The sequence below is a fragment of the Neisseria dumasiana genome (assembly GCF_022870885.1).
Taxonomy (GTDB): domain Bacteria; phylum Pseudomonadota; class Gammaproteobacteria; order Burkholderiales; family Neisseriaceae; genus Neisseria; species Neisseria dumasiana.
Genome location: NZ_CP091509.1, coordinates 1,725,146 through 1,749,336, shown reverse-complemented (window position 1 = coordinate 1,749,336; position 24,191 = coordinate 1,725,146). Strand labels below are relative to the sequence as shown.

General features: G+C 52.8%; 21 protein-coding genes. 15 read left to right on the top strand and 6 right to left on the bottom strand.

Going from position 1 to position 24,191, the window contains the following annotated elements:
* Nucleotides 1–151 precede the first annotated feature (151 nt).
* The 7 genes from LVJ88_RS08020 to pheA all read left to right on the top strand — a co-directional run bounded on the left by LVJ88_RS08020 (nucleotide 152) and on the right by pheA (nucleotide 5,522).
* Complete coding sequence (locus LVJ88_RS08020) at nucleotides 152–640, top strand: GAF domain-containing protein (protein ID WP_085417647.1); 489 nt, start codon at nucleotides 152–154, stop codon at nucleotides 638–640.
* A gap of 166 nt (nucleotides 641–806) precedes the next feature.
* Entirely contained in the window at nucleotides 807–1,463 is a 657-nt protein-coding gene (locus LVJ88_RS08015; RefSeq protein ID WP_085355822.1) for a protein-L-isoaspartate O-methyltransferase family protein, read from the top strand.
* Nucleotides 1,464–1,562: 99 nt separating this feature from the next.
* Nucleotides 1,563–1,883: a rhodanese-like domain-containing protein gene (locus tag LVJ88_RS08010; RefSeq protein ID WP_085355821.1), complete on the top strand. Its 321-nt coding sequence runs from the start codon at nucleotides 1,563–1,565 to the stop codon at nucleotides 1,881–1,883.
* Nucleotides 1,884–2,327: 444 nt separating this feature from the next.
* Nucleotides 2,328–2,534 (top strand): hypothetical protein, encoded by a 207-nt coding sequence (locus LVJ88_RS08005; protein ID WP_085355820.1) that lies wholly within the window; start codon nucleotides 2,328–2,330, stop codon nucleotides 2,532–2,534.
* Nucleotides 2,535–2,627: 93 nt separating this feature from the next.
* Nucleotides 2,628–2,852, top strand: a complete 225-nt coding sequence (locus LVJ88_RS08000) for a hypothetical protein (RefSeq protein ID WP_143773638.1) — start codon at nucleotides 2,628–2,630, stop codon at nucleotides 2,850–2,852.
* 199 nt (nucleotides 2,853–3,051) lie between these two features.
* Nucleotides 3,052–4,281, top strand: a complete 1,230-nt coding sequence (locus LVJ88_RS07995; RefSeq protein ID WP_233127502.1) for a multidrug effflux MFS transporter — start codon at nucleotides 3,052–3,054, stop codon at nucleotides 4,279–4,281.
* Nucleotides 4,282–4,439: 158 nt separating this feature from the next.
* Nucleotides 4,440–5,522 (top strand): prephenate dehydratase, encoded by a 1,083-nt coding sequence (pheA, locus tag LVJ88_RS07990; RefSeq protein WP_054598708.1) that lies wholly within the window; start codon nucleotides 4,440–4,442, stop codon nucleotides 5,520–5,522.
* Nucleotides 5,523–5,649: 127 nt separating this feature from the next.
* Here the strand turns inward: pheA and ubiB are convergent, their stop codons facing one another.
* Nucleotides 5,650–7,161, bottom strand: a complete 1,512-nt coding sequence (gene ubiB, locus LVJ88_RS07985; RefSeq protein WP_085417709.1) for a ubiquinone biosynthesis regulatory protein kinase UbiB — start codon at nucleotides 7,159–7,161, stop codon at nucleotides 5,650–5,652.
* Nucleotides 7,162–7,500: 339 nt separating this feature from the next.
* Here ubiB and LVJ88_RS07980 point away from each other — a divergent pair, with 339 nt between their 5' ends.
* The 3 genes from LVJ88_RS07980 (at nucleotide 7,501) to LVJ88_RS07970 (ending at nucleotide 11,753) form a co-directional block, all read left to right on the top strand.
* Nucleotides 7,501–8,202, top strand: a complete 702-nt coding sequence (locus tag LVJ88_RS07980) for a hypothetical protein (protein ID WP_085355818.1) — start codon at nucleotides 7,501–7,503, stop codon at nucleotides 8,200–8,202.
* Nucleotides 8,203–8,467: 265 nt separating this feature from the next.
* Nucleotides 8,468–9,349, top strand: coding sequence for a cation diffusion facilitator family transporter (locus LVJ88_RS07975; RefSeq protein ID WP_085358107.1), 882 nt, complete (start codon nucleotides 8,468–8,470; stop codon nucleotides 9,347–9,349).
* A gap of 172 nt (nucleotides 9,350–9,521) precedes the next feature.
* Complete coding sequence (locus tag LVJ88_RS07970) at nucleotides 9,522–11,753, top strand: DNA internalization-related competence protein ComEC/Rec2 (protein ID WP_244694138.1); 2,232 nt, start codon at nucleotides 9,522–9,524, stop codon at nucleotides 11,751–11,753.
* A 275-nt stretch (nucleotides 11,754–12,028) separates the two neighbouring features.
* Here LVJ88_RS07970 and ilvD read toward each other — a convergent pair whose 3' ends face one another.
* Nucleotides 12,029–13,891 (bottom strand): dihydroxy-acid dehydratase, encoded by a 1,863-nt coding sequence (gene ilvD, locus LVJ88_RS07965; protein WP_085417645.1) that lies wholly within the window; start codon nucleotides 13,889–13,891, stop codon nucleotides 12,029–12,031.
* A 421-nt stretch (nucleotides 13,892–14,312) separates the two neighbouring features.
* On the opposite strand from ilvD, the gene LVJ88_RS07960 reads away from it, so the two are divergent.
* The 3 genes from LVJ88_RS07960 to LVJ88_RS07950 all read left to right on the top strand — a co-directional run bounded on the left by LVJ88_RS07960 (nucleotide 14,313) and on the right by LVJ88_RS07950 (nucleotide 17,855).
* Nucleotides 14,313–16,355: an OPT family oligopeptide transporter gene (locus LVJ88_RS07960; protein WP_054598713.1), complete on the top strand. Its 2,043-nt coding sequence runs from the start codon at nucleotides 14,313–14,315 to the stop codon at nucleotides 16,353–16,355.
* Nucleotides 16,356–16,629: 274 nt separating this feature from the next.
* Entirely contained in the window at nucleotides 16,630–17,016 is a 387-nt protein-coding gene (grcA, locus tag LVJ88_RS07955; protein ID WP_054598714.1) for an autonomous glycyl radical cofactor GrcA, read from the top strand.
* Nucleotides 17,017–17,120: 104 nt separating this feature from the next.
* Entirely contained in the window at nucleotides 17,121–17,855 is a 735-nt protein-coding gene (locus LVJ88_RS07950) for an ankyrin repeat domain-containing protein (protein ID WP_231718078.1), read from the top strand.
* A 127-nt stretch (nucleotides 17,856–17,982) separates the two neighbouring features.
* On the opposite strand, the gene LVJ88_RS07945 is transcribed toward LVJ88_RS07950, so the two are convergent.
* The 3 genes from LVJ88_RS07945 to LVJ88_RS07935 all read right to left on the bottom strand — a co-directional run bounded on the left by LVJ88_RS07945 (nucleotide 17,983) and on the right by LVJ88_RS07935 (nucleotide 20,675).
* Nucleotides 17,983–18,483: a hypothetical protein gene (locus tag LVJ88_RS07945; protein WP_085358113.1), complete on the bottom strand. Its 501-nt coding sequence runs from the start codon at nucleotides 18,481–18,483 to the stop codon at nucleotides 17,983–17,985.
* Between the two features lie 154 nt (nucleotides 18,484–18,637).
* Complete coding sequence (locus LVJ88_RS07940) at nucleotides 18,638–20,407, bottom strand: sodium:solute symporter family protein (protein WP_085417644.1); 1,770 nt, start codon at nucleotides 20,405–20,407, stop codon at nucleotides 18,638–18,640.
* A 4-nt stretch (nucleotides 20,408–20,411) separates the two neighbouring features.
* Nucleotides 20,412–20,675 (bottom strand): DUF4212 domain-containing protein, encoded by a 264-nt coding sequence (locus tag LVJ88_RS07935; RefSeq protein WP_085417643.1) that lies wholly within the window; start codon nucleotides 20,673–20,675, stop codon nucleotides 20,412–20,414.
* A 758-nt stretch (nucleotides 20,676–21,433) separates the two neighbouring features.
* Between LVJ88_RS07935 and LVJ88_RS07930 the strand changes: the two genes are divergently transcribed.
* A complete protein-coding gene (locus tag LVJ88_RS07930) occupies nucleotides 21,434–22,081 on the top strand; it encodes a LysE/ArgO family amino acid transporter (protein ID WP_233127501.1) in 648 nt (215 codons plus the stop codon).
* 138 nt (nucleotides 22,082–22,219) lie between these two features.
* On the opposite strand, the gene LVJ88_RS07925 is transcribed toward LVJ88_RS07930, so the two are convergent.
* The gene (locus LVJ88_RS07925) at nucleotides 22,220–22,780 is read right to left on the bottom strand and encodes a pseudouridine synthase (protein ID WP_054598718.1); all 561 of its coding nucleotides are present in this window, start codon (nucleotides 22,778–22,780) and stop codon (nucleotides 22,220–22,222) included.
* Nucleotides 22,781–23,071: 291 nt separating this feature from the next.
* Between LVJ88_RS07925 and LVJ88_RS07920 the strand changes: the two genes are divergently transcribed.
* The gene (locus LVJ88_RS07920) at nucleotides 23,072–24,145 is read left to right on the top strand and encodes a sulfate ABC transporter substrate-binding protein (RefSeq protein ID WP_085417708.1); all 1,074 of its coding nucleotides are present in this window, start codon (nucleotides 23,072–23,074) and stop codon (nucleotides 24,143–24,145) included.
* Nucleotides 24,146–24,191: the final 46 nt, after the last annotated feature.

Sequence of the window (24,191 nt, the reverse complement as noted above, 5' to 3'; positions counted from 1 at the left end):
TGTAGGGAAAATGAAAAGGATGTGTGTTTTTATTGAATTTTATAGAAATTTTATTTGGTATTTTGCGTAAGGGGGCGGCAGGCTTGACCGTGTAAACGGCTTGGCCTGACAATGCTGTTTGTTTTAATGGATTGGTATGGAATCAAACGACATGCACGAGCTTCATATAGAAAGTACGGATAAGGCGGAAATTTATCAGGAAATTCTGCCTCAGATTGAGAGCCTGATTGGGGATGAAACCGATTTGATTGCGAATTTGGCCAATATTGCTGCGGTATTGAAAGCGGCATTCGGTTGGTTGTGGGTGGGTTTTTATCTTGCAGATGACACAAAGCGCGAATTGGTACTCGGGCCGTTTCAGGGGCCGTTGGCGTGTACGCGTATTCCTTTCGGCAGGGGCGTGTGCGGTCAGGCTTGGGCGCAGGGGCAGACGATTGTGGTGGAAGACGTTAACCGGCATCCTGATCATATTGCCTGTTCGTCTTTGTCGCAGTCGGAAATTGTCGTGCCGGTGAAAAACCAATCGGGCAGGTTGATTGCGGTGTTGGATGCCGATGCGGAAACCACCGCCTGTTTCGACAGTACGGATGAATATTATTTGGGCAGGCTGGCGGAAATGATTGCAGCCAACCAAGCCTGAGGCCGTCTGAAAAATACTGTTATACTGTGGGGAAAACCATTATAATCATGCGCTGTATTTGATTGAGCTGTATATTTATATTTTTAGTCGATAAACCATGCTTTCTCGGGCGATGCGGCCGGGAGTGCAGTTAACCACACCGAATAAAATAATCACGGAGCACGGAATGAATTTTGATCAGGCACGTTTCAATATGGTAGAGCAACAAATCCGCCCTTGGGATGTGTTGGACTTCGATGTTTTGGATGCGTTGAGCGAAGTTCCGCGCGAATATTTTGTTGACCAATCGCAGCAGGCTTATGCTTATGCGGATAAAACGTTGCCGCTGCCCAACGGCGGCAGCATGTTGGAGCCTAAAATCGTGGCCCGCCTGATTCAGGGGCTGGCTTTGAAGGCGGACGACAAGGTGTTGGAAGTCGGTACGGGCTCCGGTTATGCGGCGGCCTTATTGAGCAAACTCAGTGCCAATGTGGTTACCGTGGATGTTGACGAACAGCAGCAGCAACGTGCCAAAGCGGTATTGGATAAATTGGGTTTCAATAAAATCATTTATCAGGTTGGCGACGGTTTGGCGGGCGTGTCGGGGCAATCGCCTTTTGATGCGGTATATATCGGCGGAGCCGTGCCCGAAGTGCCGGAAGCGTTGAAAAACCAGCTGAGTAACGGCGGACGCATGGTTGTGGTGGTGGGTGAAGCACCGGTTCAGCGTGCTTTGCTGATTACGCGCAACGGCGATTCGTTTAGTGAAGAAGTGCTGTTTGACACTTATATCCCCGGATTGAAAACGCCGACTTTATCGGCTTCTGCAAAATTTAATTTTTAAGCTTGACGATCAGGCCGTCTGAAAAAGCTTTTTCAGACGGCCTTATTATTTTGAGACGAAAGAAATCCGTAGAGCAAACGGGTGGAAAGTGAACCGAAAATGATTCCGCAAATTTCTCCTATCGAGTTAAAGCAATGGTTGGACGAGGGCATGCAGTTTGTGCTGCTCGATGTGCGTACCGACGAAGAAGTGGATTTGTGTGCTTTACCCGGCCATACCCATATTCCGATGAATCTGATTCCCATGCGTTATAACGAGTTGCCCGACGATGTGCCGATTGTGGTGTATTGCCATCACGGCATCCGCAGCCTGCATACGGCCATGTATTTGGCGGAAGCCGGGTTCGAGCAACTGTATAACCTGCAGGGCGGGATTGATGCTTGGTCGGTTTTGGTGGATTCGGAAATGCCGCGCTACTGACCGTGGGCGTCGGCACGCATCATTGACCGGCGTAATGTTTGATATCGGAATCCGAACCGAGAAACTCGGCCTGAGCCGAACAGATTTTTGCCGCTTAAGCGGCATTTTTTTCGTATTGCTTCCCTGCATCGGCCGATATCGTCGGGAAAAATTCTGTGAAGCTTGTGCCAAGCGATGTTTAATGTTGAAACGGTTTGCAGTTTTTTATCAATGAAATATGGGTTGCACGCCAAATAGGGAGGCCGTCTGAAAAAAAGCCATACGGTAAGGGCGGCGGTTCGGAAGGATGTTTCCGGCAGAGTGGTTTTATTTTTATGGCATTGAATCAACTTAATATTTTTTAACCGGCTGCCATCCGGCCCGATGAACTTTTCTTTGTCGATTCTTTCTCACAAGCACATGTTTTCGAACATGGTGTTTTATTGATTTTATAAGGATATACAGATGAAAAAGTTTGCTTTAATTGTATCGCTGGCTGCGATGTCTGCTGCTGTAACTGCTGCTCCGGCCGAACCAACCGTTAAAAAACCGGGTGAGGCCAAAGTATCTGCCTCAAAAGCAGCCAAAACCAAAAGTGCAGATAAAACCACAGCAACGGCTACTCCGTTGGATGCTTCCGGTGTGAATACCGCAAGCGGTGTTGTGAAGTAACAGCCGCGAAACAGGGGGCTTCGGAATAACGGTTCAAAGGCTTTAAGCCGACATTAAACTGTATGTGTGCCGTTTATTCGCAAGTTCCTTTGCTTGAAAACCAACCTGCCGTATTTGCGGCAGGTTTTTTTATTGTTTGGGGCTTTTGTAAAAACGCCGTTTGCGGTGCATGGTTGCTTTGTATGCCGCCCGCGCTTGTCTATCGTGGCGATAACCGCAAAGGTTTCTGACCGGGTTTGTTTCCTGAGCGTTGGAGCAGGCTTTCCTAAAGGCGGTTTCACGCATCATGTTGCTGCGTTGTATAATACATACGGCTAATTGATTGAAAAACCATGCGTGCCGCACTTGTGAGTGAAGCGGTTATCCCTTCTACCGATAACCGATGAGGTTGGCGGATATCGGGTGCAAGCGTGGTGCGCTCTCCTGTAACCAAGTGAATTTATTTGCCGCACGACTACCAAGCCGCCTTCGGGTGGCTTGGTTTATTATATTGATTTCTTGTTGGAAAGATTGTGTTATGCCCCTGACTCCTCCTGTGCTTAACGAAAGGCAGATGGCTTTTCTGTTGGCTTCGCTGGTGGCTCTGATGCCTTTGTCTATCGATACTTATCTGCCCGCGATTCCCGATATGGCGAAGAGTTTGGGGGCGGATATCCACCGTATCGAGCAGAGTTTGAGCGCTTTTTTGTTCGGTGTGGCAGCGGGGCAGATTGTGGGCGGTTCGCTTTCGGATATTAAAGGCCGCCGCATCATTGCATTGCTGGGTTTGGTGGTTTATTTAATCAGTGTTGCCGGGTTGGCGGCGGTTCAAACGGTGGAACAATTGCTGCTGCTGAGGTTGCTGCAAGCGTTTGGTGCGGGGATGGCTGTGGTGGTTGTGGGGGCGACGGTGCGCGATCATTACGAGGGCCGTCAGGCCGCGCAAATGTTTGCCTTGATCGGCATTATCATGATGGCCGCGCCTCTGTTGGCACCGATGCTGGGAGCGGCTTTGAAAAGTTTGGGCGGTTGGCGTGCTATTTTTGTTTTTTTAGGCGTTTATGCTGCGGCCGTGTGGTGTTTGCTTTATATCTGTTTGGCGAAGCCGAAAGAAACCGGCCGTATAGACGGACGTATTTTTCCGGTGGTGTTAGGGCGTTATAAAAGTGTGTTGTCCACCAAGCCAGCTTTGGGTTATCTGTTTTTCCAAGCCTTCAGTTTTTCTTCGATGTTTGTTTTTTTAACCGAATCATCGTTTGTTTATATGGAGCTGTATGGTGTTTCGGCACATGCTTATGCGTGGGTTTTCGGTATGAACATCATAACGATGGCGCTGTTTAACCGTGTTACGGCATGGCGCTTGAAGAACGGTACGCATGCTCAGGATATTTTGAAATGGGGTATTGCCGTGCAACTTACTGCCAATGCCTTGATGTTTGCATCGGTGTGGTGGTTGAAGCTGCCGCATATGTGGCTTTTGGTGGGATTCGTTGTGGTGTCGGTAGGTACGCAGGGGTTGATTACCGCCAACACCCAAGCATGCTTTATGGAGTATTTCCGAAAAGAGGGCGGCAGCGCCAATGCGGTGCTGGGGGTGTGCCAGTCGGTAATCGGAGCGGTTATGGGTATGCTTACGACTTGGCTGCACAACGGTACGGCGTTGGTTATGGCGGGGATGATGCTGGTGTGTACGATGATGGGCGTTATTCTGTTGTGGCTGTGCTCGCGTGATGCTTGGTTGGAAAACCGCGGCGGCAAGATGTTGTGATGAATGTTGCGGGCTTGAGGCCGTCTGAAAATATGGGTTGGCGTTGCCGCCGAACGATTTCGACAGCGGTGATCCGCTATTTTCAGACGGCCTGATAACTTATAGGCGAATAATGTTAAAATCAGCTTTCCATCATTTTGCCGATACGGATAAGAATAATGACTGCCGACGATAAACTGCTGCCGCACCGCAATGCGATTGATGAAATAGATGCCACCATTCTGCGCCTGCTCAACGAGCGCGCCGGACATGCCCGTGCGATTGGAGAATTAAAAGGAACGGGCACGGTGTACCGGCCGGAACGGGAAGCCGCGGTTTTGCGCCGGATTCAAGATTTAAACCAAGGGCCGCTGCCCGATGAAGCGGTTACGCGGCTGTTTCGCGAAGTAATGAGCGAATGTTTGGCGGTGGAACGTCCGCTAACCATCACTTATCTCGGCCCGGCGGGAACATTTACCCAACAGGCGGCGGTTAAACATTTCGGTCATGCCGCCCGCACGCAAGCCTGCACGACTATCGACGAAGGTTTCCGTTTGGTAGAAGCGCGTCAGGCCGATTATGTGGTTACGCCGGTTGAAAATTCGACCGAAGGCAGCGTGGGCCGTGCCTTGGATTTACTGTCGGTTACGCCGTTGAAAGCCTGCGGAGAAGTGGTTTTGCGCATCCACCACCACCTGTTGCGCAAAAACGGCAGCGATATCCGCGGCATCACCAAAGTGTATGCCCACGCCCAAGCATTGGCGCAATGCCATGAATGGTTGAACCGCAACCTTCCCGATGCGGTGCGCATTTCCGTATCCAGCAATGCCGAAGCCGCGCGCTTGGCTGCCGAAACGCAAGAGGAAGGTGTGGCCGCAATCGCCGGGCAAACCGCTGCCGAGATTTACCGCTTAACCAAAGTGGCCGACAGTATTGAAGACGAACCCAACAATACCACCCGCTTTCTGGTGTTAGGACACCAAACCACCACGCCGACGGGGCGCGACAAAACCTCGCTGGTGGTATCGACGCCCAATAAGGCCGGTGCGGTTAATGCGCTGCTCAAGCCTTTTACCGAATTGGGTATTTCCATGACCAAATTCGAAAGCCGTCCCAGCCGTTCGGGATTGTGGGATTACCTTTTCTTTATCGACATTGAAGGCCATAAAGACGACCCGAACGTTCAGACGGCCTTGGCTCAGTTGGCCGAACGGGCTTCGTTTGTGAAAGTGATCGGTGCGTATCCGTTGGCGGTTTTGTAGAAACACTTGCTCCGCAGCATAAAAAACCTAATCATTTCAGGCCGGATTGCGGCTTGGGATGATTAGGTTTCTTTTTTTGAGCGGGCAGAAATATCTGCACAATATGCGGGCAAAAGGTTTCGGGCGGTTATTTGAATAACAAGGTCAATACCAAAGCAACCGCTATCACCGCCAGCCACAGGCTTTGCCGCTGTTGGATTTTCACCAGATGGATATAGGCATCACGCATTTCCTGCTGGCGGTTTTCGTCCACCAGCATATTCAGTTTGCGCGGCAGGGCGGGTAGGATTTGCGCCCAATCCGGAGCTTCGTTTTTCAGATTGTTGAAAAAGGCTTTCGGCCCGACTTGCTCGGCCATCCATTGGGTGAGAAACGGCTTGGCGGTGGCCCACAAATCCAAATCGGGATCGAGTTGGCGGCCCAAGCCTTCGATGTTTAACAGGGTTTTTTGCAACAGCACAAGCTGGGGCTGGATTTCCACGTTGAAGCGGCGGCTGGTTTCAAACAGGCGCATCAACACCAAGCCGAAAGAAATTTGCGACAGCGGTTTGTTGAAAATCGGTTCGCACACCGCGCGCACGGCCGATTCCAGTTCTTCGGCGCGGGTATCGGGCGGAACCCAACCCGATTCGATGTGGGCGGTGGCCACGCGGTGGTAATCGCGGTTGAAAAACGCTAAAAAGTTGATGGCCAGATAGCGTTTGTCGTAGTCGGTAAGGCTGCCGACAATGCCGAAATCCAGCGCAATATAACGGCCGTCGTCGGCAACGAGAATATTGCCCGGGTGCATATCGGCATGGAAAAAGCCGTTGCGGAACACTTGGGTGAAGAAAATTTCCACGCCGTAGCGGGCAAGCTGTTTCAAGTCGATGCCTTTGGCTTTGAGCGCGGCAATGTCGGCAACGGGCGTGCCGTCCATCCATTCGATGGTGAGCACGTCGCGGCTGCAATAGTCGTAAAACACTTTCGGCACGATCAACATGCTGCTGTTTTGAAAGTTGCGGCCGAGTTGGCTGGCATTGGCCGCCTCGCGCATCAGGTCGAGTTCGTCGTGCAGGTATTTGTCGAATTCAGCCACCACTTCGCGCGGCTTCAGGCGTTTGCCGTCGGCGAACAGGCGTTCCACCCAACCGGCACCGAAGCGCAATAGGGCCAAATCCTGTTCGATAACCGGCAAGAGATTGGGGCGCAATACTTTTACCGCCACCTGTTCGCCACTGTGCAGGCGCGCTTTGTGAACTTGTGCAATCGAGGCGCTGGCTACGGGACGGGTTTCAAATTCGGCGTAAAGCGTTTCGATGGAATGGCCGAGCGAAGCCTCGATCTGGTGGCGCGAAAGTTCGGCATCAAAAGGCGGCACACGGTCTTGCAGCTTGGCCAGCTCTTGTGCATAAGCGGGAGGAATGAGGTCGGGGCGGGTGGAAAGTACTTGCCCGAATTTCACAAAAATCGGCCCCAAGTTTTCCAGTGCCAAGCGCAAGCGCACGGGCAGCGGTTCGTTTTTCGTTTCGGCAGACTGCGGTATTTTGTCGAACACCGCCCTCAGCCAGTTTTGGCGGACATGGCCGGAAACCAGCTCGGCAAGGCCGAAGCGGTAAACGGTTTGGGCGATGGTTTTGGTGCGTTTAAGCCATTTCATCATGGTTGTTCGGACGGCATAAAAAAAGAGATTATAAAGCATGAACGCTTCGGGTTATACACGCAATATGCCGAAATCCATTTGGAAGCGGGGCGGTTGTGCCGACGGGGGCTTAAAAGCGGGGAGGGGTTCAGACGACCGGCAGATTGGAAAGCTAACGGGATTTACGGTATATTCCCATCCGCGGTGCAACGGATAATATGCCTGCGCCGGCCGCCTCAAGCGGTTGATGCCGTGGTGTTTTAGACGCCGCTTTGAACGGACAGCTCACGAGGCCGTCTGAAAAAACGTTCAGACGGCCTCAAAGCGGAACAGACAATTCATTCAGGATGATTCAAAATGCGTACCATTTTTCTTGCTCTTTTGTTATCGGGTGTGCCGCTGGCAGCATCGGCTGCCGATAATATCGACAAACAACTGCTTGTAATGGCAAGCCATTACGAAATCGGCAAGCCCGAGCAGCGCATTAAAAAAATCACATACAGCATTGCCGAGCAAAACAATCAGGACGGCAATATCCAACTCAGCCGCCAAATCGACAAATTTTCCAACGTAAAAATGTTTTCATCGGCGCACAGCCATCTCAAAAACAAAACCAGTTCCGTTAAAGGCCGCCCCGATGCCAAAAGCCTGATTCTGCTCAACCACTGGGAGCTGCGTTGGCGTATGGACGAAGGCTCTTTCATTACTCAAAACATCGAAATCACGCCGCCGCCGGTGCAATGGAGCACTCAGGGGGGAGACTTTCAAAGTTCGGCGGTTTTGTTAGACAGCAACGGCCGGATATTCTTAAAAGAGCAATGCCGTTTGGGCGCTCTGCAACCCGCCCAAGCCCTGCATAGCGGATTAAAAGGCGGCGCACAGCACGCCCAATGCAGGCTTGCCATGAACAATGAAGCCGGCACGCTTGATATCGTTCAAGATTTCGACGGCCATTATCTGCCCGGCGCGCAAGTGTTTATTCCGCGCACCTTATTGGTTACCAACAACAGAAACGGCAGAGTGGATAAAATCAGCTATCAGATCGACAAAATCAATTAATCTGCTTAATTTTCCAGATATTTGCCGTGCCGGAACCATCGGTAGATCAGGCCGTCTGAAAACCGTTCAGACGGCTTTTGCTTTAATCGGGCCGTATCGTATAGTTAATCCGCTTAAATTTCATAACGAAGCCGTTATACCCGGGCTTGCCCCGGATATCTTGATTTTCAGCAAATTCAGGCGATACTCGGGTGAAGCCCGGGTATGACGAGTGTAGTATTTTTAAGTTGATCGACCGTATCTTTTTTATTAAGAGAAAACTGCCATGAAACCTGCTGCCGCCCCTTCTGCCGACCGCGAACGCTTGTTGAAGTCGGCCACCTATGCTTCTACTGCAACGGCGCTTGTGCTGGTGTTGTTGAAAGCTTCGGCATGGCTGCTCAGCGGGTCGGTGAGTATTTTGGCCGGTTTTACCGATTCGCTTACCGATTTGCTGGCCAGCGTGCTTAATCTGTTTGCCGTGCGTTTGGCTTTGCGGCCTGCCGACGAAAAGCACACGTTCGGGCACGGCAAGGCCGAAGGTTTGTCGGCATTGGCGCAAGCGGCCTTTATCGGCGGTTCGGCGGTATTTTTGCTGCTCAATGCGCTTAACCGGCTGATGAATCCCGAGCCTTTGCAGCATACGGCTTGGGGGATTGCCGTGATGGTGGTGTCGTTGGTGCTGACTTCGGCTTTGGTGCTGTTTCAGCGGTATGTGCTGCGGCGGCAGGCTTCACAGGCGATAGCGGCAGACAGGTTGCATTATGTAACCGATTTGTTGTCGAATGCGGTGGTGCTGGCAGGCTTGGTGCTGGCTGCCTACGGTTGGTATGCGGCAGACGGCTGGCCTGCCTTGCTGTTGTCGTTATGGATTTTGAAAAGTGCGTTCGACATCGGCAGGGAGGCGGTTAACACGCTGATGGATCACTCGCTTTCGGCGCAGGAAGTGCAAGCGGTGCGTTCGGCGGTGTTGTCCGTGCCCGAGATACAAGGGGTGCATGATTTGAAAACACGCCGTTCGGGCGGCATGGTTTTTGTGCAGCTGCATATTGATTTGGACGCGCACATGACGCTCTCGGCATCGCACGATATTGCCAAAGCGGCGGCGGCAAAAGTGAAGGCTTTATTTGCCGAAGCGGATGTGTTGGTGCATACCGACCCTGTTTAGGCAAGGTTTGCCCGATACTGAATCGGCATTCATGCAACAGAGGGCGGGGCGGTTGGGCAGGCCGTCTGAAAGGCATAGCGGTCAGCACATCTTTCCAACGATATTCTTCCTGACGATATTCTGATTTTTCTTTATCATACCTATCTTTATTATTTTTTAAAAAACCATCTTTATGCCCCGTTTCTGGCTGCCGCTTTGGGTAAGCGGCGTTGTTGTTTCGTTTGCGCTGCCCGCCGTACCGTCTTGGACGGTGCTGGCGGCGGTATGGCTGTGCCTGTTTGCAGCGGCGTGGCGGTTTCGGGCGGCGGCTTGGCTGCTGATCGCTTTTTCCGGTGCGTTATACGGCATCTGGCGCACGCAGTCTGCTTTGGAACAACAATGGCCTGCGGTTCAGACGGCCTCTGTGCCGCTCACGATAGAAGTGGCGGATTTGCCGCAGCGCGACGACAAACGGGTGCGTTTTACGGCGCGGGCGAGTGATGGTGCGGGGCGGGAATACCGTTTGCTGCTGTCGGATTACGGCCTGCGCGATTGGTCGGCCGGCAGCCGCTGGCAGGTTAAGGCAAGGGTTAGGCCGCCGGTGGGTGAGGTTAATCTGCGCGGTTTCAACCGTGAGGCGTGGGCGTTGGCCGACGGCATCAACGGGGTGGGTAGCATCGGCAAGGAAAGGCAGCCGTTGCCGGAAAACCGTGCCGGTGTGCTGTTGCGTGTGCGCGAAGCGGTGAGCCTGCGTTGGCAGCAAACCGATACCGGCGGGCGGGATTTTTCAGACGCCCTCGGTTTGATGCGGGCCTTGAGCATAGGCGAGCAGTCGGCTTTGAGCGCACAATCTTGGCAGGCATTCCGGCCTTTGGGCTTGAACCATTTGGTAAGTATTTCCGGCCTGCATGTAGGTATGGTGGCGGTGCTGGTGGGGTGGTTGATGAAGCAGTTGCTGCGTGTGCTGCCGCGCGTGCCGAAACGGCCGCGGGTGTGGATGTTGGCGGCGGGTTTGGCGGCGGCGTTGTTTTATGCGGGTTTGGCGGGGTTTTCGGTGCCGACGCAGCGCAGCGTGTTGATGCTGTGTGCGCTGGCGTGGGCTTGGTGGCGCGGCAGCGGCGCGTCGGTATGGGCGGGTTGGTGGCAGGCGCTGGCTTGGGTGCTGCTGTTTGACCCGTTGGCGGTTTTGGGGGCGGGGTTTTGGCTCTCGTTCGGCTTGGTGGGGGCTTTGCTGTGGGTGTCGGCAGGCCGTCTGAACGAGCGCGGTTGGTTGTTGGCGGTGCGCGGGCAATGGGCGGTGTCGCTGTTGTCGGTGGCGGCTTTGGGCAGCATGTTTGCTTCGCTGCCGCTCATCAGCCCGTTGGTGAATGCGTTGGCGATTCCGTGGTTTTCGTGGATGCTGGTGCCGCTGGCTCTGCTGGCTTCGCTGCTGCCGTTTGGCTGGCTGCAATGGCTGGCGGCTGCGGCGGGCGAATACACTATGCGCGTGTTGGTGTGGGTGGCGGAATATGCGCCCGAATATGCGGTGGCGGCTTCGCCGCCTTATCTGCTGCCGTTGGCGGTGCTGGCGGTATTGATAGTGTTGCTGCCGCGCGGCACGGGCTGGAAACCGCTTGCGTGGCTGGTGTTGGCGGGGTTTGTGCTGTACCGCCCGCCGCCTGTTGTGGAAGGCCGTCTGAAAGTAACGGTTTGGGATGCGGGGCAGGGTTTGTCGGTGTTGATGCAGACGAAAAACCATCACCTGTTGTTCGATACCGGCACGGAGCACATCGCCAACGCGCAGATTCTGCCTGCGCTGAATGCCGCCGGTGTGCGCCGTTTGGACGCACTGGTGCTGTCGCATCACGATGCCGACCACGACGGCGGTTTTGCCGAAATCCGCCGCTCGAAACAGCCGCGCCGAATCTGGGCGGGGCAGCCTGAGTTTTATCAGGGTGCGGAGTTTTGCAGGGAGCGGCAATGGCAATGGGACGGCGCGGTGTTTGAGTTTTTGAGGCCGTCTGAAAACCCGAAAACAGCCGACGACAACGAGCAAAGTTGCGTTCTGCGCGTGCTGGCGGGCGGGCAGTCGCTGCTGGTAACGGGCGATTTGGGCAAACGCGGCGAGCTGGCGTTGGTGGAAAAATACGGCGAAGGCTTGTACAGCCAAGTGTTGGTGCTGGGGCATCACGGCAGCGACACTTCGTCGGCGGGCGGTTTTCTGAACGCGGTTTCGCCGCAATACGCCGTGGCTTCGAGCGGTTATGCCAATGCTTACAAACACCCCACCACAGCGGTGCAAAACCGCGTGAAAGCCCACGGCATTACGCTGTTGCGTACCGATTTGTCGGGCGCGCTGGTGTTTGAACTGGGCGCGGGAGAAGAGGTGCGGGCAGGCCGTCTGAAAACAATTAAACCGTATTGGCAGAGAAAGCCGTTTGAATGATATTGAACGGTTGATGCGAATCGGCTGTATATAGTCAATTCACTTCAGTTTGATAACATAAACCGTTATGTTCGGGATTGCCCTGTGTATCTTGAGTTTCTGCAAATTTAGGAGATACTCGGGTCAAGCCCGAGTATGACGGATGTCCTATTTTTAAGTTGATTCACTCTACAAGCGCGATGGCGGGCAGGGATGCCCGCCCTACATGAATCAGGCCGCCTGAAATCTGTTCAGACGGCCTGATATCTTTGCTGATGGGCAAACCCGTTGTGCGCTTACTTGCGTTCTACCTGTGAAACGTCGCGCACCGCGCCGGTGTCGGCGGAAGTGGTCATGGCAGCATAAGCACGCAAGGCGGCGGAAACGTGGCGGTCGCGGTTTTCGGGTTTCCAGGCCTTAGCACCGCGGCTTTCCATCTCTTTGCGGCGGTTTGCCAATTCTTCATCGGAAACGGCCAAACGGATGCTGCGGTTGGGGATGTCGATTTCGATGGTGTCGCCTTCTTTCACCAAACCGATGGCACCGCCTTCCGCCGCTTCGGGCGAAACGTGGCCGATGCTCAAGCCGGAAGTGCCGCCTGAAAAACGGCCGTCGGTCAGCAGGGCGCAGGCTTTGCCCAAGCCTTTGGATTTCAGGTAAGAAGTCGGATACAGCATTTCCTGCATGCCCGGGCCGCCTTTCGGGCCTTCGTAGCGGATGATTACGATGTCGCCCGCAACGATTTGGTTGTCCAAAATGCCTGCCACGGCAGAATCTTGGCTTTCAAACACGCGCGCGCGGCCGGTGAATGTGAGAATGCTGTCGTCCACACCGGCGGTTTTCACCACGCAGCCGCGCTCGGCGATGTTGCCGAACAGCACCGCCAAGCCGCCGTCTTGCGAATAAGCGTGTGCTTTGCTGCGGATACAGCCGTTTTCGCGGTCGAGGTCGAGCGACGGCCATTGTCGGTTTTGCGAAAAGGCTTCGGTGGTACGCACGCCGCCCGGTGCGGCTTTGTAGCGCTGATGTGCGGTTTCGTTGGCGGGGTTGGTGATGTCCCATTTCGCCAGCGCGTCTTTCAAGGTTTTTTCGTGAACGGTGGAAACGTCGGTTTTCAGGCAGCCGGCGCGGTCGAGTTCGGCCAAAATGCCCATCACGCCGCCGGCGCGGTGTACGTCTTCCATATGGTATTTCTGCGTGGCAGGGGCGACTTTGCACAAACACGGCACTTGGCGGCTGATGCGGTCGATGTCGGCCATTTTGAAATCCACTTGCGCTTCGCTGGCAGCGGCCAACAGATGCAGCACGGTGTTGGTAGAACCGCCCATCGCCACATCCAAACTCATGGCGTTTTCAAACGCGGCTTTGGTGGCGATGCTGCGCGGCAATACGCTCTCGTCGTCTTGCTCGTAATAGCGTTTGGTAATTTCCACAATCAGACGGCCTGCTTCCAAAAACAATTCTTTACGGCCTGCGTGGGTGGCCAGCAGCGAGCCGTTGCCCGGCAGCGACAAGCCTAAGGCTTCGGTGAGGCAGTTCATTGAGTTGGCGGTAAACATGCCGGAGCAGGAGCCGCAGGTCGGGCAGGCAGAGCGTTCTACCGCCGCCACTTCTTCGTCGGATACGGCATCGTTGGCGGCATCCACCATTGCATCTACCAAATCGAGCTTGCGGGTATCGGTGATGTTGGCCACGCCGATCACCTTGCCCGCTTCCATCGGGCCGCCTGAAACAAACACGGTGGGAATGTTCAGGCGCATGGCGGCCATCAGCATGCCGGGGGTGATTTTGTCGCAGTTGGAAATGCACACCAGCGCATCGGCACAATGCGCGTTCACCATGTATTCCACCGAATCGGCAATCAAATCGCGGCTGGGCAGGCTGTAGAGCATACCGCTGTGGCCCATGGCAATGCCGTCGTCCACCGCGATGGTGTTGAATTCTTTGGCCAAACCGCCCGCTTTTTCGATTTCGCGCGCCACAAGCTGGCCCATATTGTGCAGATGCACATGGCCGGGCACGAATTGGGTGAACGAGTTGGCAATGGCGATAATCGGTTTGCCGAAATCTTCTTCGGCCACGCCGGTGGCACGCCATAAAGCGCGTGCGCCGGCCATATTGCGGCCGTGGGTGGAGGTTTTGGAGCGGTAAGCTGGCATGGTGTGTTCCTTAAAAAAGGGGAGTGTCGGATAAGTTTTCAGGTAGGGCAGGCCGTCTGAACCGTTCAGACGGCCTCAATCATTTTTCTGCGTCGGCACCGCAATCAAACCGCCTGCCGGTCAACGGCAGGCTTTCGGCGGTTTGGGCTGCAATTTGCCTTATAAAAACAGGCGCGTATTTTATACCATGTAGGCACGGGATTAAAAGCACCGCAGGCCGTCTGAACGCATGTATATACGGCCGGGCGCAAGTGGTTTTTCGGCTGCGGCCTTGCTTTGCCGCCGCCTGTTCGGTGGTGTTTGAGCAGGTTTAGATTAGATAACACTTTAACATTCATTCTTTCCAATTAGGCAACATTTCTTGACATATCCTAAATTACCCAACAATATTAAAAGACCTTTTCTCAAGGAGAATACATAAATGACTCAACAATCACACTATCACGACCCCTATGCGGGATACCGTGAGCTTACCCTGCGCGGTATGGTTTTGGGTGCGTTGATTACGGTGATCTTTACCGCATCCAACGTGTATCTCGGCCTGAAGGTCGGCCTGACTTTTGCTTCATCCATTCCGGCGGCCGTGATTTCTATGGCCATTCTGAAATTTGCCAAAGACAGCAATATTTTGGAAAACAATATGGTGCAGACCCAAGCTTCTGCCGCAGGCACGCTTTCCACCATTATTTTCGTGCTGCCCGGCCTGTTGATGGCGGGCTACTGGAACGGATTTCCTTTTTGGCAAACCTCGCTGCTGTGTATGGCGGGCGGTATTTTGGGGGTGATTTTCACCATTCCGCTGCGTTATGCCATGGTGGTGAAAAGCGACTTGCCTTATCCGGAAGGCGTGGCGGCGGCTGAAATTTTGAAAGTCGGCAGCGGCGAGCACGACGACAGCGGAGAAAAAGATTCCGGCGGCAGCGGCATCAAAGAAATTGCTGCGGGCGGTGTATTGGCCGGATTGTTCAGTTTTGCCAGCAACGGTTTGCGCGTGATGGCCGATCATGCCAGCTATTGGTTCAAATCGGGCAATGCCATTTTCCAACTGCCGATGGGTTTTTCTCTGGCCTTGTTGGGGGCGGGCTATTTGGTGGGCATCACCGGCGGTATCGCCATTTTGGTGGGTATTTTCATCGCTTGGGGTGTGGCCGTACCTTATTTTTCATCGGCCGTGCCGCAGCCTGCCGACATGGAAATGGCTGCCTATGGTATGCAGCTGTGGAAAGAAAAAGTGCGCTTTATCGGTGCGGGCACGATCGGTATCGCCGCAATTTGGACGCTGATTACCCTGTTCAAACCGATGATGGAAGGCATGCGCCTGTCTTTCCGTGCCTTCAGCGGCAAAGCCGATGTTTCCGCCCGTCGCACCGAACAGGATTTATCGCCCAAATCAATGATATTGTGGACTTTGGGCATGATGGTGTTGCTGGCTTTCAGTTTTTACCACTTTATCGAAGATGCCGGCATTCCTGCCGGTTTGGGCTGGCTGCTGGTGGTGGTGTGTACGCTGCTGACTTCGCTTATCGGCTTTCTGGTGGCGGCAGCCTGCGGTTACATGGCGGGCTTGGTAGGTTCGTCTTCCAGCCCCATTTCGGGTATCGGCATTATTTCCATCTTAACCATTTCCATCGTGTTGCTGATGATCGGCGAATCTACGGGATTGTTTGCGGATGAGGGAACGCGCCGTTTTATGCTTGCTTTAACGCTTTTCTGCGGCTCGGCGGTGATTTCGGTGGCATCGATTTCCAACGACAACCTACAGGATTTGAAAACCGGTTATTTGGTGCAGGCTACGCCGTGGCGTCAGCAAATCGCGCTGATTATCGGCTGTATCGTCGGCGCGGTGGTGATTGCCCCCGTGTTGGAAATCCTATATGAGGCTTACGGCTTCACCGGTGCGATGCCCCGCGAAGGCATGGACGCATCCCAAGCCCTTGCCGCTCCCCAAGCTACGTTGATGACCACCATTGCCCAAGGCATTTTCGCCCACAACCTGCAATGGACATACATTTTCACCGGCGTTGCCATCGGCGTGGCATTGATTATTGTGGATTTTGTGTTGAAGAAAAGCAGCGCTTCCAAACTAAGCCTGCCGGTTTTGGCCGTGGGCATGGGCATTTACCTGCCGCCTTCCATCAATATGCCGATTATCATCGGCGCGGTATTGGCGGCGGTGCTGAAAAATATCGTCCGCAAACGCTATCCGAACGACACGGAAAGCCGTCTGAAAAAAACCGAACGCGCCGGCACGCTGTTTGCCGCAGGCTTGATTGTGGGCGAAAGCCTGATCGGTGTGATGATGGCCTTTATCATCGCCGCTTCGGTAACCGGCGGCGGCTCGGACGCACCGCTGGCGCTCAACCTCGACAACTGGCAAGGCATTGCCGCTTGGCTGGGCTTGGCTGCATTTATTGCCGGAATATTGATTTTTGCCAAACGGGTTTTAAAATCGGTACGCTCATAAACACAGCAGCCTGACACGTCAGTTTTTGCAACAGGCCGTCTGAATATCCGCATCGGGTTTTCAGACGGCCTTTTTGCGTTATCAACAATGTAGAAGCAAATACCGTTTTAGCAAATGCATCAAGAATGGCCCTGCACATCTTCAAAAAGCTTTAAAAATGTAGCATTTCGTAATTTGACCTATATCAAGCACCTTTAAAGCCCGAAGTATAAAATGACTTTACCCAAACATTTATCTCCTATCCGACTTATCCAACTTATTGAAAGGAAAGCACATGATTAAAGGCATTCAAATTACCCAAAGTGCCGATGCCGATCTGCTCCATTCTTTCTGGCTGCTCGACGATGAAACGCAAGAAGTGCGTTGCCTGTGCGTTAAAGGCGGCAAATATCAGGAAGACGACGTAGTAGCCCTGTCTGCGTTGGGCGAAGTGGCCTACAAAGAAGTGCCGGTCGATATCCGTGCCCGCCCGAAAGTAGAAGGCGGCCAACACTTAAACGTTAACGTGCTAACCCGCGAAACGCTCGAAGATGCCGTAGCCAATCCCGACAAATATCCGCAGCTGACCATCCGCGTATCGGGCTACGCCGTCCGTTTCAACTCGCTCACGCCCGAACAGCAGCGCGACGTTATCGCCCGCACCTTTACCAATAGCTTATAATCGGCAGGTGAGCTTTACGGGGCCGTTTGAAACCGCGAATAAAGTTTCAGACGGCCTTGTTGTTCCGCCGCACCTTAAAACACCACTATATCGAAGGAAATCTTATGAATATCAAAAACATCATTCCCGCCACCCTGCTCGCGTCTGCGTTCGTTTTACCTGTTACCGCTTCGGCCGCGCCCGCAACCAAAGGCAAATTCCGTTACAGCATGGCCGAAATGCAGGATATCGCCAATCCGAAAAAACTTTCATGGCGCATTTTCTACGACAAACCTTCCGAAGGCCCCGATGCCGAATGGTTTGATGCTGTAAAACAAGGCAACTTGGCCAAAGTGAAAAAAATGGTGGCCAAAGGCCAAAATCTCGAAGCCAAAGACGAAGCCAGCTTGGGCCAAACCGCGCTCGGTTGGGCGGCATTTATCGGCTATGAAGATATGGTGGATTACCTGATCGCCCAAGGTGCCGATTTGAACGCCACCGACCGCGGCGACGTGTACAACGTGCTCAAATCCGCTGTATTGGGCAAAAACACCAAAATCGTGCGCAAGGTGTATGCCAAACTGAAAGACAAAACCGATCTGAACGACCAAACCGTAGAAAGCGACGGCGAAACGCTGCTGATGGTGGCTGCCAGCAACAACCGCATCGAAACGGTGAAATACCTGCTTTCACTCGGTGCAAACCCGAACTTGGTTACTACCCAAACCAACAAATCGGCCGGTTCGTACAACCAAAGCGCACTCTCTTACGCCTGCACCCGCGGGCATAAAGAAATGCAGGCTCTGCTGATTTCAAAAGGCGCAATCAACCACCGCACCGGCAAATCAAGCTGTGAGTGATATAGCGTTTTCATGAACAAAAGGCCGTCTGAAAAGTTTTCAGACGGCTTTTTTAATGGAAAGCCCGATTACGGAATAGGCTTTTGCAAAGGTCTCAAGCCGTTTGTTTTATCGGCTGCGTAATCAGCTATTTGCACACTGCTTCGGCGATTTTTTCCGTATAAGGTGTTCGGCTCCAGCTGTCGGGTTGGGGAATGCCGTTTTCGACATGTTTGACATTCGCCTGCAATTTTTTTCCGCAATCAACCAGCACCGGCCAAGTGTTGGCACTCATGCGCCGTTCGAAAAAGTATAGGTTGGCTTGAATGATTTGGTTGTCGCCGTTTACGGGTAGTGTTTTGGCGGTATCGACGGCAACGAATTTCAGCACTTGCGGTTTAAGATAGCTCCACGGTTTGTAAAAGGCGGTTTCGGGGATTTCGGCAACGATTTCGGTGCCTTGGGGGAGCAGGGAGCGGGTGTGGCCGTACCATGTGTATTCGCTATACACCTGAAACAGTATCATGCCCAAACCTGCACCTGCGGGAACCGCCCATTTCGGCATCTTTTTAATAAACAGTTTCAAGCCGAGTATGATGCCCGCTGCGCCCAAGCCGGCAAATAAAGTAGCGATCCATTCCCAAATCATGTTGAGTTCCTCTCAAGTGGTTCTTTGTTGTTCAACCTGTTTCCGATTATCGGCAGGCAGGTGCGGCCTATGCGTTTAACGGATGCCGGAAAGGTTTTTAAAGCGGTATTGTAAAATTTCGGGCTTCCCGAAGGAAGCCCAAATTCAACAAGATTTAGTGGTCAACTGCTTGGCCGGCGCCGCGCGGATAACGCACGCTTTCTACCAAATCCTGTACATCTTGCGGCGGAGCCTTACCTGCGGCAGAGACAATGAAGGCTACTGCGAAGTTGATCATCGCGCCTACCGCACCGAATGATAAGGGTGAAATACCGAACAACCAGTTGGCTTCAACGTTTTCAAAGGTGTTGGTGCCGGGGATGAAGAACCAGCCCATGTACAGGAAGATATACACACAGGTGGAAATCAAACCTGCCAACATACCTGCCGTTGCGCCTGCGCTGTTGATGCGTTTGGAGAAGATACCCATCATCAAAGCGGGGAAGATGGAAGCGGCGGCGATACCGAAGGCGAGTGCTACAACTTGTGCTGCGAATCCGGGAGGGTTGATGCCCAACCAAGTAGCGACAACGATAGCCAAAGTCATCGATACACGGGCTGCCATCAATTCGCCTTTTTCGGAAATATCGGGTTTCAATGTTTTCTTAATCAAGTCGTGCGATACGGCTGAAGAGATGGCCAACAACAAACCTGCTGCGGTAGAGAGGGCTGCCGCCAAACCGCCTGCTGCGATCAAGCCGATTACCCAGCTTGGCAGATTGGCAATTTCAGGGTTGGCCAGTACCAGAATGTCGTTGTTTACAGTCAGCTCGTTGCCTTTCCAGCCGCGTTCGGCAGCCGTGGCTTCAAACTCTTTGGATTTGTCGTTGTAGTATTGGATGTTACCGTCGCCGTTTTTGTCTTCAAACTTCAGCAAGCCGGTGGTTTCCCAGTTTTTCATCCATTGGGGGCGTGCTTCATAGCTCAAAGCCTGTTGTTCCGAGCCGTTCGGGTAAACGGTGTTGATTAAGTTGATGCGTGCCATTGAGCCTACTGCGGGTGCGGTGGTGTAGAGCAGTGCGATGAACACCAAAGCCCAACCGGCAGAAGAACGTGCATCAGATACTTTCGGAACGGTAAAGAAGCGGATGATGACGTGCGGCAGGCCGGCAGTACCGATCATTAACGACAAGGTAAACAGGAACATGTTCAGCTTGTTGGGCACGTCGGCGGTGTAGGCTTTAAAGCCCAAATCGGTAACCAGCAAATCCAGTTTTTGCAGCAGCGGCATGCCGGAAGCGGTGTCGGTGCCGAACAGGCCGATAGGGGGAATCGGGTTGCCGGTTAAGTTGAAGGAAATGAATACCGCCGGAATGGTGTAGGCAATAATCAACACCACATATTGAGCCACTTGCGTATAGGTAATGCCCTTCATACCGCCCAACACGGCGTAGAACAATACCACAACGGCGGCAATCAGCAGACCGGTGGTGTTGCTTACTTCCAAGAAGCGGGAGAAGGCTACACCGGCGCCAGTCATTTGGCCGATAACGTAAGTGGTTGATGCGATGATCAAACACGCTACGGCAACCAAACGGGCCGTGCGGCTGTAAAAGCGGTCGCCGATGAAGTCGGGCACGGTAAATTTACCGAATTTGCGCAGATAGGGGGCAAGCAGCAAAGCCAGCAATACATAGCCGCCGGTCCAGCCCATCAGGTAGGCGGAGGCGCCGTATCCGTTCATGGCCAGCAGGCCGGCCATAGAGATGAATGATGCGGCACTCATCCAGTCTGCCGCGGTTGCCATGCCGTTGAGTACGGGATGCACGCCACCGCCTGCTACATAGAATTCTTTCGTGGAGCCGGCACGCGCCCAAATGGCGATACCGAAATACAGGGCAAATGATGCGCCCACGAAAATCAGGTTAATGACAAATTGGCTCATAGTCTTACTCCTCGTGAACGCCAAACTCTGCATCGATCTTATTCATTCTCCACGAATAAAAGAAAATGATGGCGATGAAGGTCAAAATGGAACCTTGTTGGGCAAACCAGAAGCCCAAATCGGAACCGCCTACTTGAATGCTGGCGAGCAACGGCCGGAGCCAGATAGCAAAGCCGTATGAACAGATAGCCCAAACAATCAGGCAGGTGAAGATAAGTCGGACATTCGCTTTCCAGTAACCGGCAGCGTCATGTTTATCATTGGACATGATGGTTTCCTCCTTACGGTTTTAAGTTTCTTCTTTGAAAAACAGGGATATGTTGAAACACGCTGAGTGTTTTCTATATCCTTAAAAGGTTTGTGGACTGCAACATGGGCGCATAAGCAATGTGCAGCACTGGGGGCAGAATAGCATAGATTTAAGCTATTGCAATACATTGCTTTACAATTCGGGGGTTGATTTATTTAACTTTATGATTAATTTGATTTTTATTTATTAAAATTCATTAATTATGAAATAATCATTCAAAATTGACATAAATAAAAATTATCGAAGCAAGAAGATATGGTGATGGTTTTGCTTTAGTGTTTTGTTTTGCATGGTTTTATTGTTTGCCTGTGCTGCCTGTTTATTTAATGCGGATAAACAGAGTGTTAGCATGCATAATTTGAAAGATTAAACAGGCGGTAGATTGCAGCGACGGCTGGTGTGTGAAGTCGGGTTTATGGTGGGGTAAAAAGGCAACAACCGGCGGCTGCCGTTTGCAATAACGGAGCGCGTTTGGGAAAAGGTTTTGGGGTTTGAAGAGGCCGTCTGAAAAGCTGTTTGATGGCAAAATCCGATCAATGGCACGATAATTGCAAAAGTTTCAATCTGTATTTTTATCGGTTAAAACACTGACATGAGCGGACTGTGCAGGTTGGCTAAAAATAAAAATACCTTGTTTCGCGGGAGAGGCGGATGATATATCCGCCTTTGTGGAGATGTTATTAAATTAAGTTGAATATATAAACCAATAGGTTCGGATGATGAATGCTTTTTTTAACGGTTTGATGATTACAGGCGGCCTGATTGTTGCCATCGGCGCGCAGAATGCGTTTGTGTTGAGGCAGGGGTTGTTGAAACAGCATATCGGTGTGGTGGTGGCGTTGTGTTGGTTGTGCGATGTCGTATTGATGGCCGGAGGGGTGTTCGGTATTTCCGCGCTGTTGTCCGACAGCCCGTTGGCAGCGGCATGGCTGGCGGTGGCGGGCGGGGTGTTTTTGGTGTGTTACGGTGCGATGAATGCCAAACGCGCTTGGCGGGGCGGCGGGCATTTGTCGGTAAGCGCCGACCGCAAAGACCATGTATCCGCCGTGAAAATTGCTGCCACCACCCTTGCCCTCACGTTGCTGAATCCGCATGTTTACATTGATACCGTGGTTTTGATCGGCGGTAGTGCGGCGGCTTTGAGCCATCAAGATAAGGTGTGGTTTTTAAGCGGTGCGCTAACGGTATCGGCGCTGTGGTTTGTGGGATTGGGTTACGGGGCGAGGCTGTTGCTGCCGTTATTCCGGCGCGAGCGTGTGTGGCAGATACTCGACGGCCTGATTGCGGCAATGATGTTTTATCTTGCCTACGGTTTGTTGAAGCAGGCCGCCGGCGTGTTGCAGGGGTATTTTCAGACGGCCTGATACCTTGGCAAAACCCCGTCTGCGGCGCTTTTTGACTATATATCATGTATTGGTGCTGTTACCCCTCGAGCTGAATCCACATCCGAAGGTTTTTTATTTGAAAGGTCTTTTATTTGCGATACCGAATACTGCGGCAGCTTAAGGTTTGGTGGAGCTGAAACGCCATTGGCCGGTTTCCAAGCCCAAATCGAATATGTTCAGACGGCCTACTGCAATCCGCACCAAACGCAGGCAGGGATAGCCTGCTTTGGCCGTCATTCTGCGCACTTGGCGGTTTTTGCCTTCGCTGATGGTGATTTCCAGCCAAAAATCGGGCACGGTTTTGCGTTCTCTGATGGGCGGGATGCGCGGCCACAAGCGGTCGGTTTCGCCGGCGTCCAACACGCGCACTTGCGCGGGGAGGGTAACGAAGTCACCTAAGTCCACGCCGTTGCGCAACAGGTTTAATTTTGCTTCGTCGGGGCTGCCTTCCACTTGCGCCCAATAAGTTTTCTGCTTTCCGTGTTTCGGTTCGGCTATTTGCGCCTGCAGACGGCCGTTGTTGGTGAGCAGCAATAAGCCTTCGCTGTCGGTATCCAGCCGACCCGCAGGATAAAAACCGGGGGCGTTGATGTAGTCTTTCAGGCTTGGGTGCTTTTCGTGTGCCGAAAACTGGCAGATCACGCCGTAGGGTTTGTTGAATACGATCAAATCATTCATAACGCTATACCGTTTGATGTAAAAAATCGACGGCTTGTGCCGTTGCCGGGAGGGGCGGTTGCGTGCGGCACGCAGCTTGATGCCTTGAACGGCATCCGCTTTTGTGAGTCCGGCAGAGATATCAGCCTGTATTGTAACGTGATGCGCTATGCAAACGCACGGATTGACTATATGCGTGTGCCGGCAGGCTATATAACCAAACCGTATGTGGATAAAACCAAGCATTCTTTCACTTTTTCAGACGGCCTGTGTAGAGTAGGTTTATTCTTTATGATCAATCAGGAACCAATCATGACCGCAAACCGCACTCTTTCTTTTGCCGCATTGTTCGGCGCAGTTTTGGCATTGTCTGCCTGCTCGCCGAAAACCGAAGAAAAAACCGCTGCCGCCACCGCATCGTCGGAAAGCGCAGCAGCAGCCGATGCAGGCAGTATCAAGCTTTTGAACGTATCTTACGATGTGGCCCGTGATTTTTATAAAGAATACAATCCGTTGTTTATTCAAGAATACAAAGCCAAACACCCGGGGGCAGACATCAGCGTGCAGCAGTCGCACGGCGGTTCCAGCAAACAGGCTTTGGCCGTGGCCAACGGTTTGCAGGCCGACGTGGCAACCATGAACCAAACTTCCGACATCGAACTCTTGGAGAAAAAAGGCTTGGTGAAATCCGACTGGCGCACCCGTTTGCCCGATAATGCCGTGCCCTTTACCGGAACCACCGTTTTTCTGGTGCGTAAAGGCAACCCCAAGCAGATTCGCGATTGGTCGGACTTAGCCAAAGACAACCTGCAAATCGTGCTGGCCAACCCCAAAACCACCGGCAACGGCCGTTATGCTTTTCTCGGCGCGTTCGGCTACGCCTTGAAAGCGAACAATGGCGATGAAGCCAAAGCCAAAGAGTTTACCGCCAAGCTGCTTAAAAACACCCCTGTTTTTGAAAACGGCGGCCGTGCGGCCACCACCACATTTACCCAGCGCAATATCGGCGATGTGTTGGTTACTTTTGAAAACGAAGCCAACCACGTCAGCCGCAACCTTGCGCCCGACCAATTTGAAATCGTGTATCCGAGCTACACCATCCTGTCGGAAAGCCCCGTTGCCGTGGTGGACAGCGTGGCAGAGAAAAAAGGCTCGCAGGCGGCTGCCGAAGAGTATTTGAAATATTTGTGGAGCGAACCGGCGCAAGCATTGGCCGCCAAGCTCTATCTGCGCCCGCGCAATCCCGAAGTGCTGGCAAAACACAAGTCGGAATTTCCCGAAATGGAAACCTTCAGCCCCAACCAAGTGTTCGGCTCTTGGGATGAAATCATGAAAAAATATTTTGCCGACGGCGGATTGTTCGACCAGTTGGCTCAAAAGCAGTAAAGGGCAGATTGAAGCATTGGAGGCCGTCTGAAAATATTTTCAGACG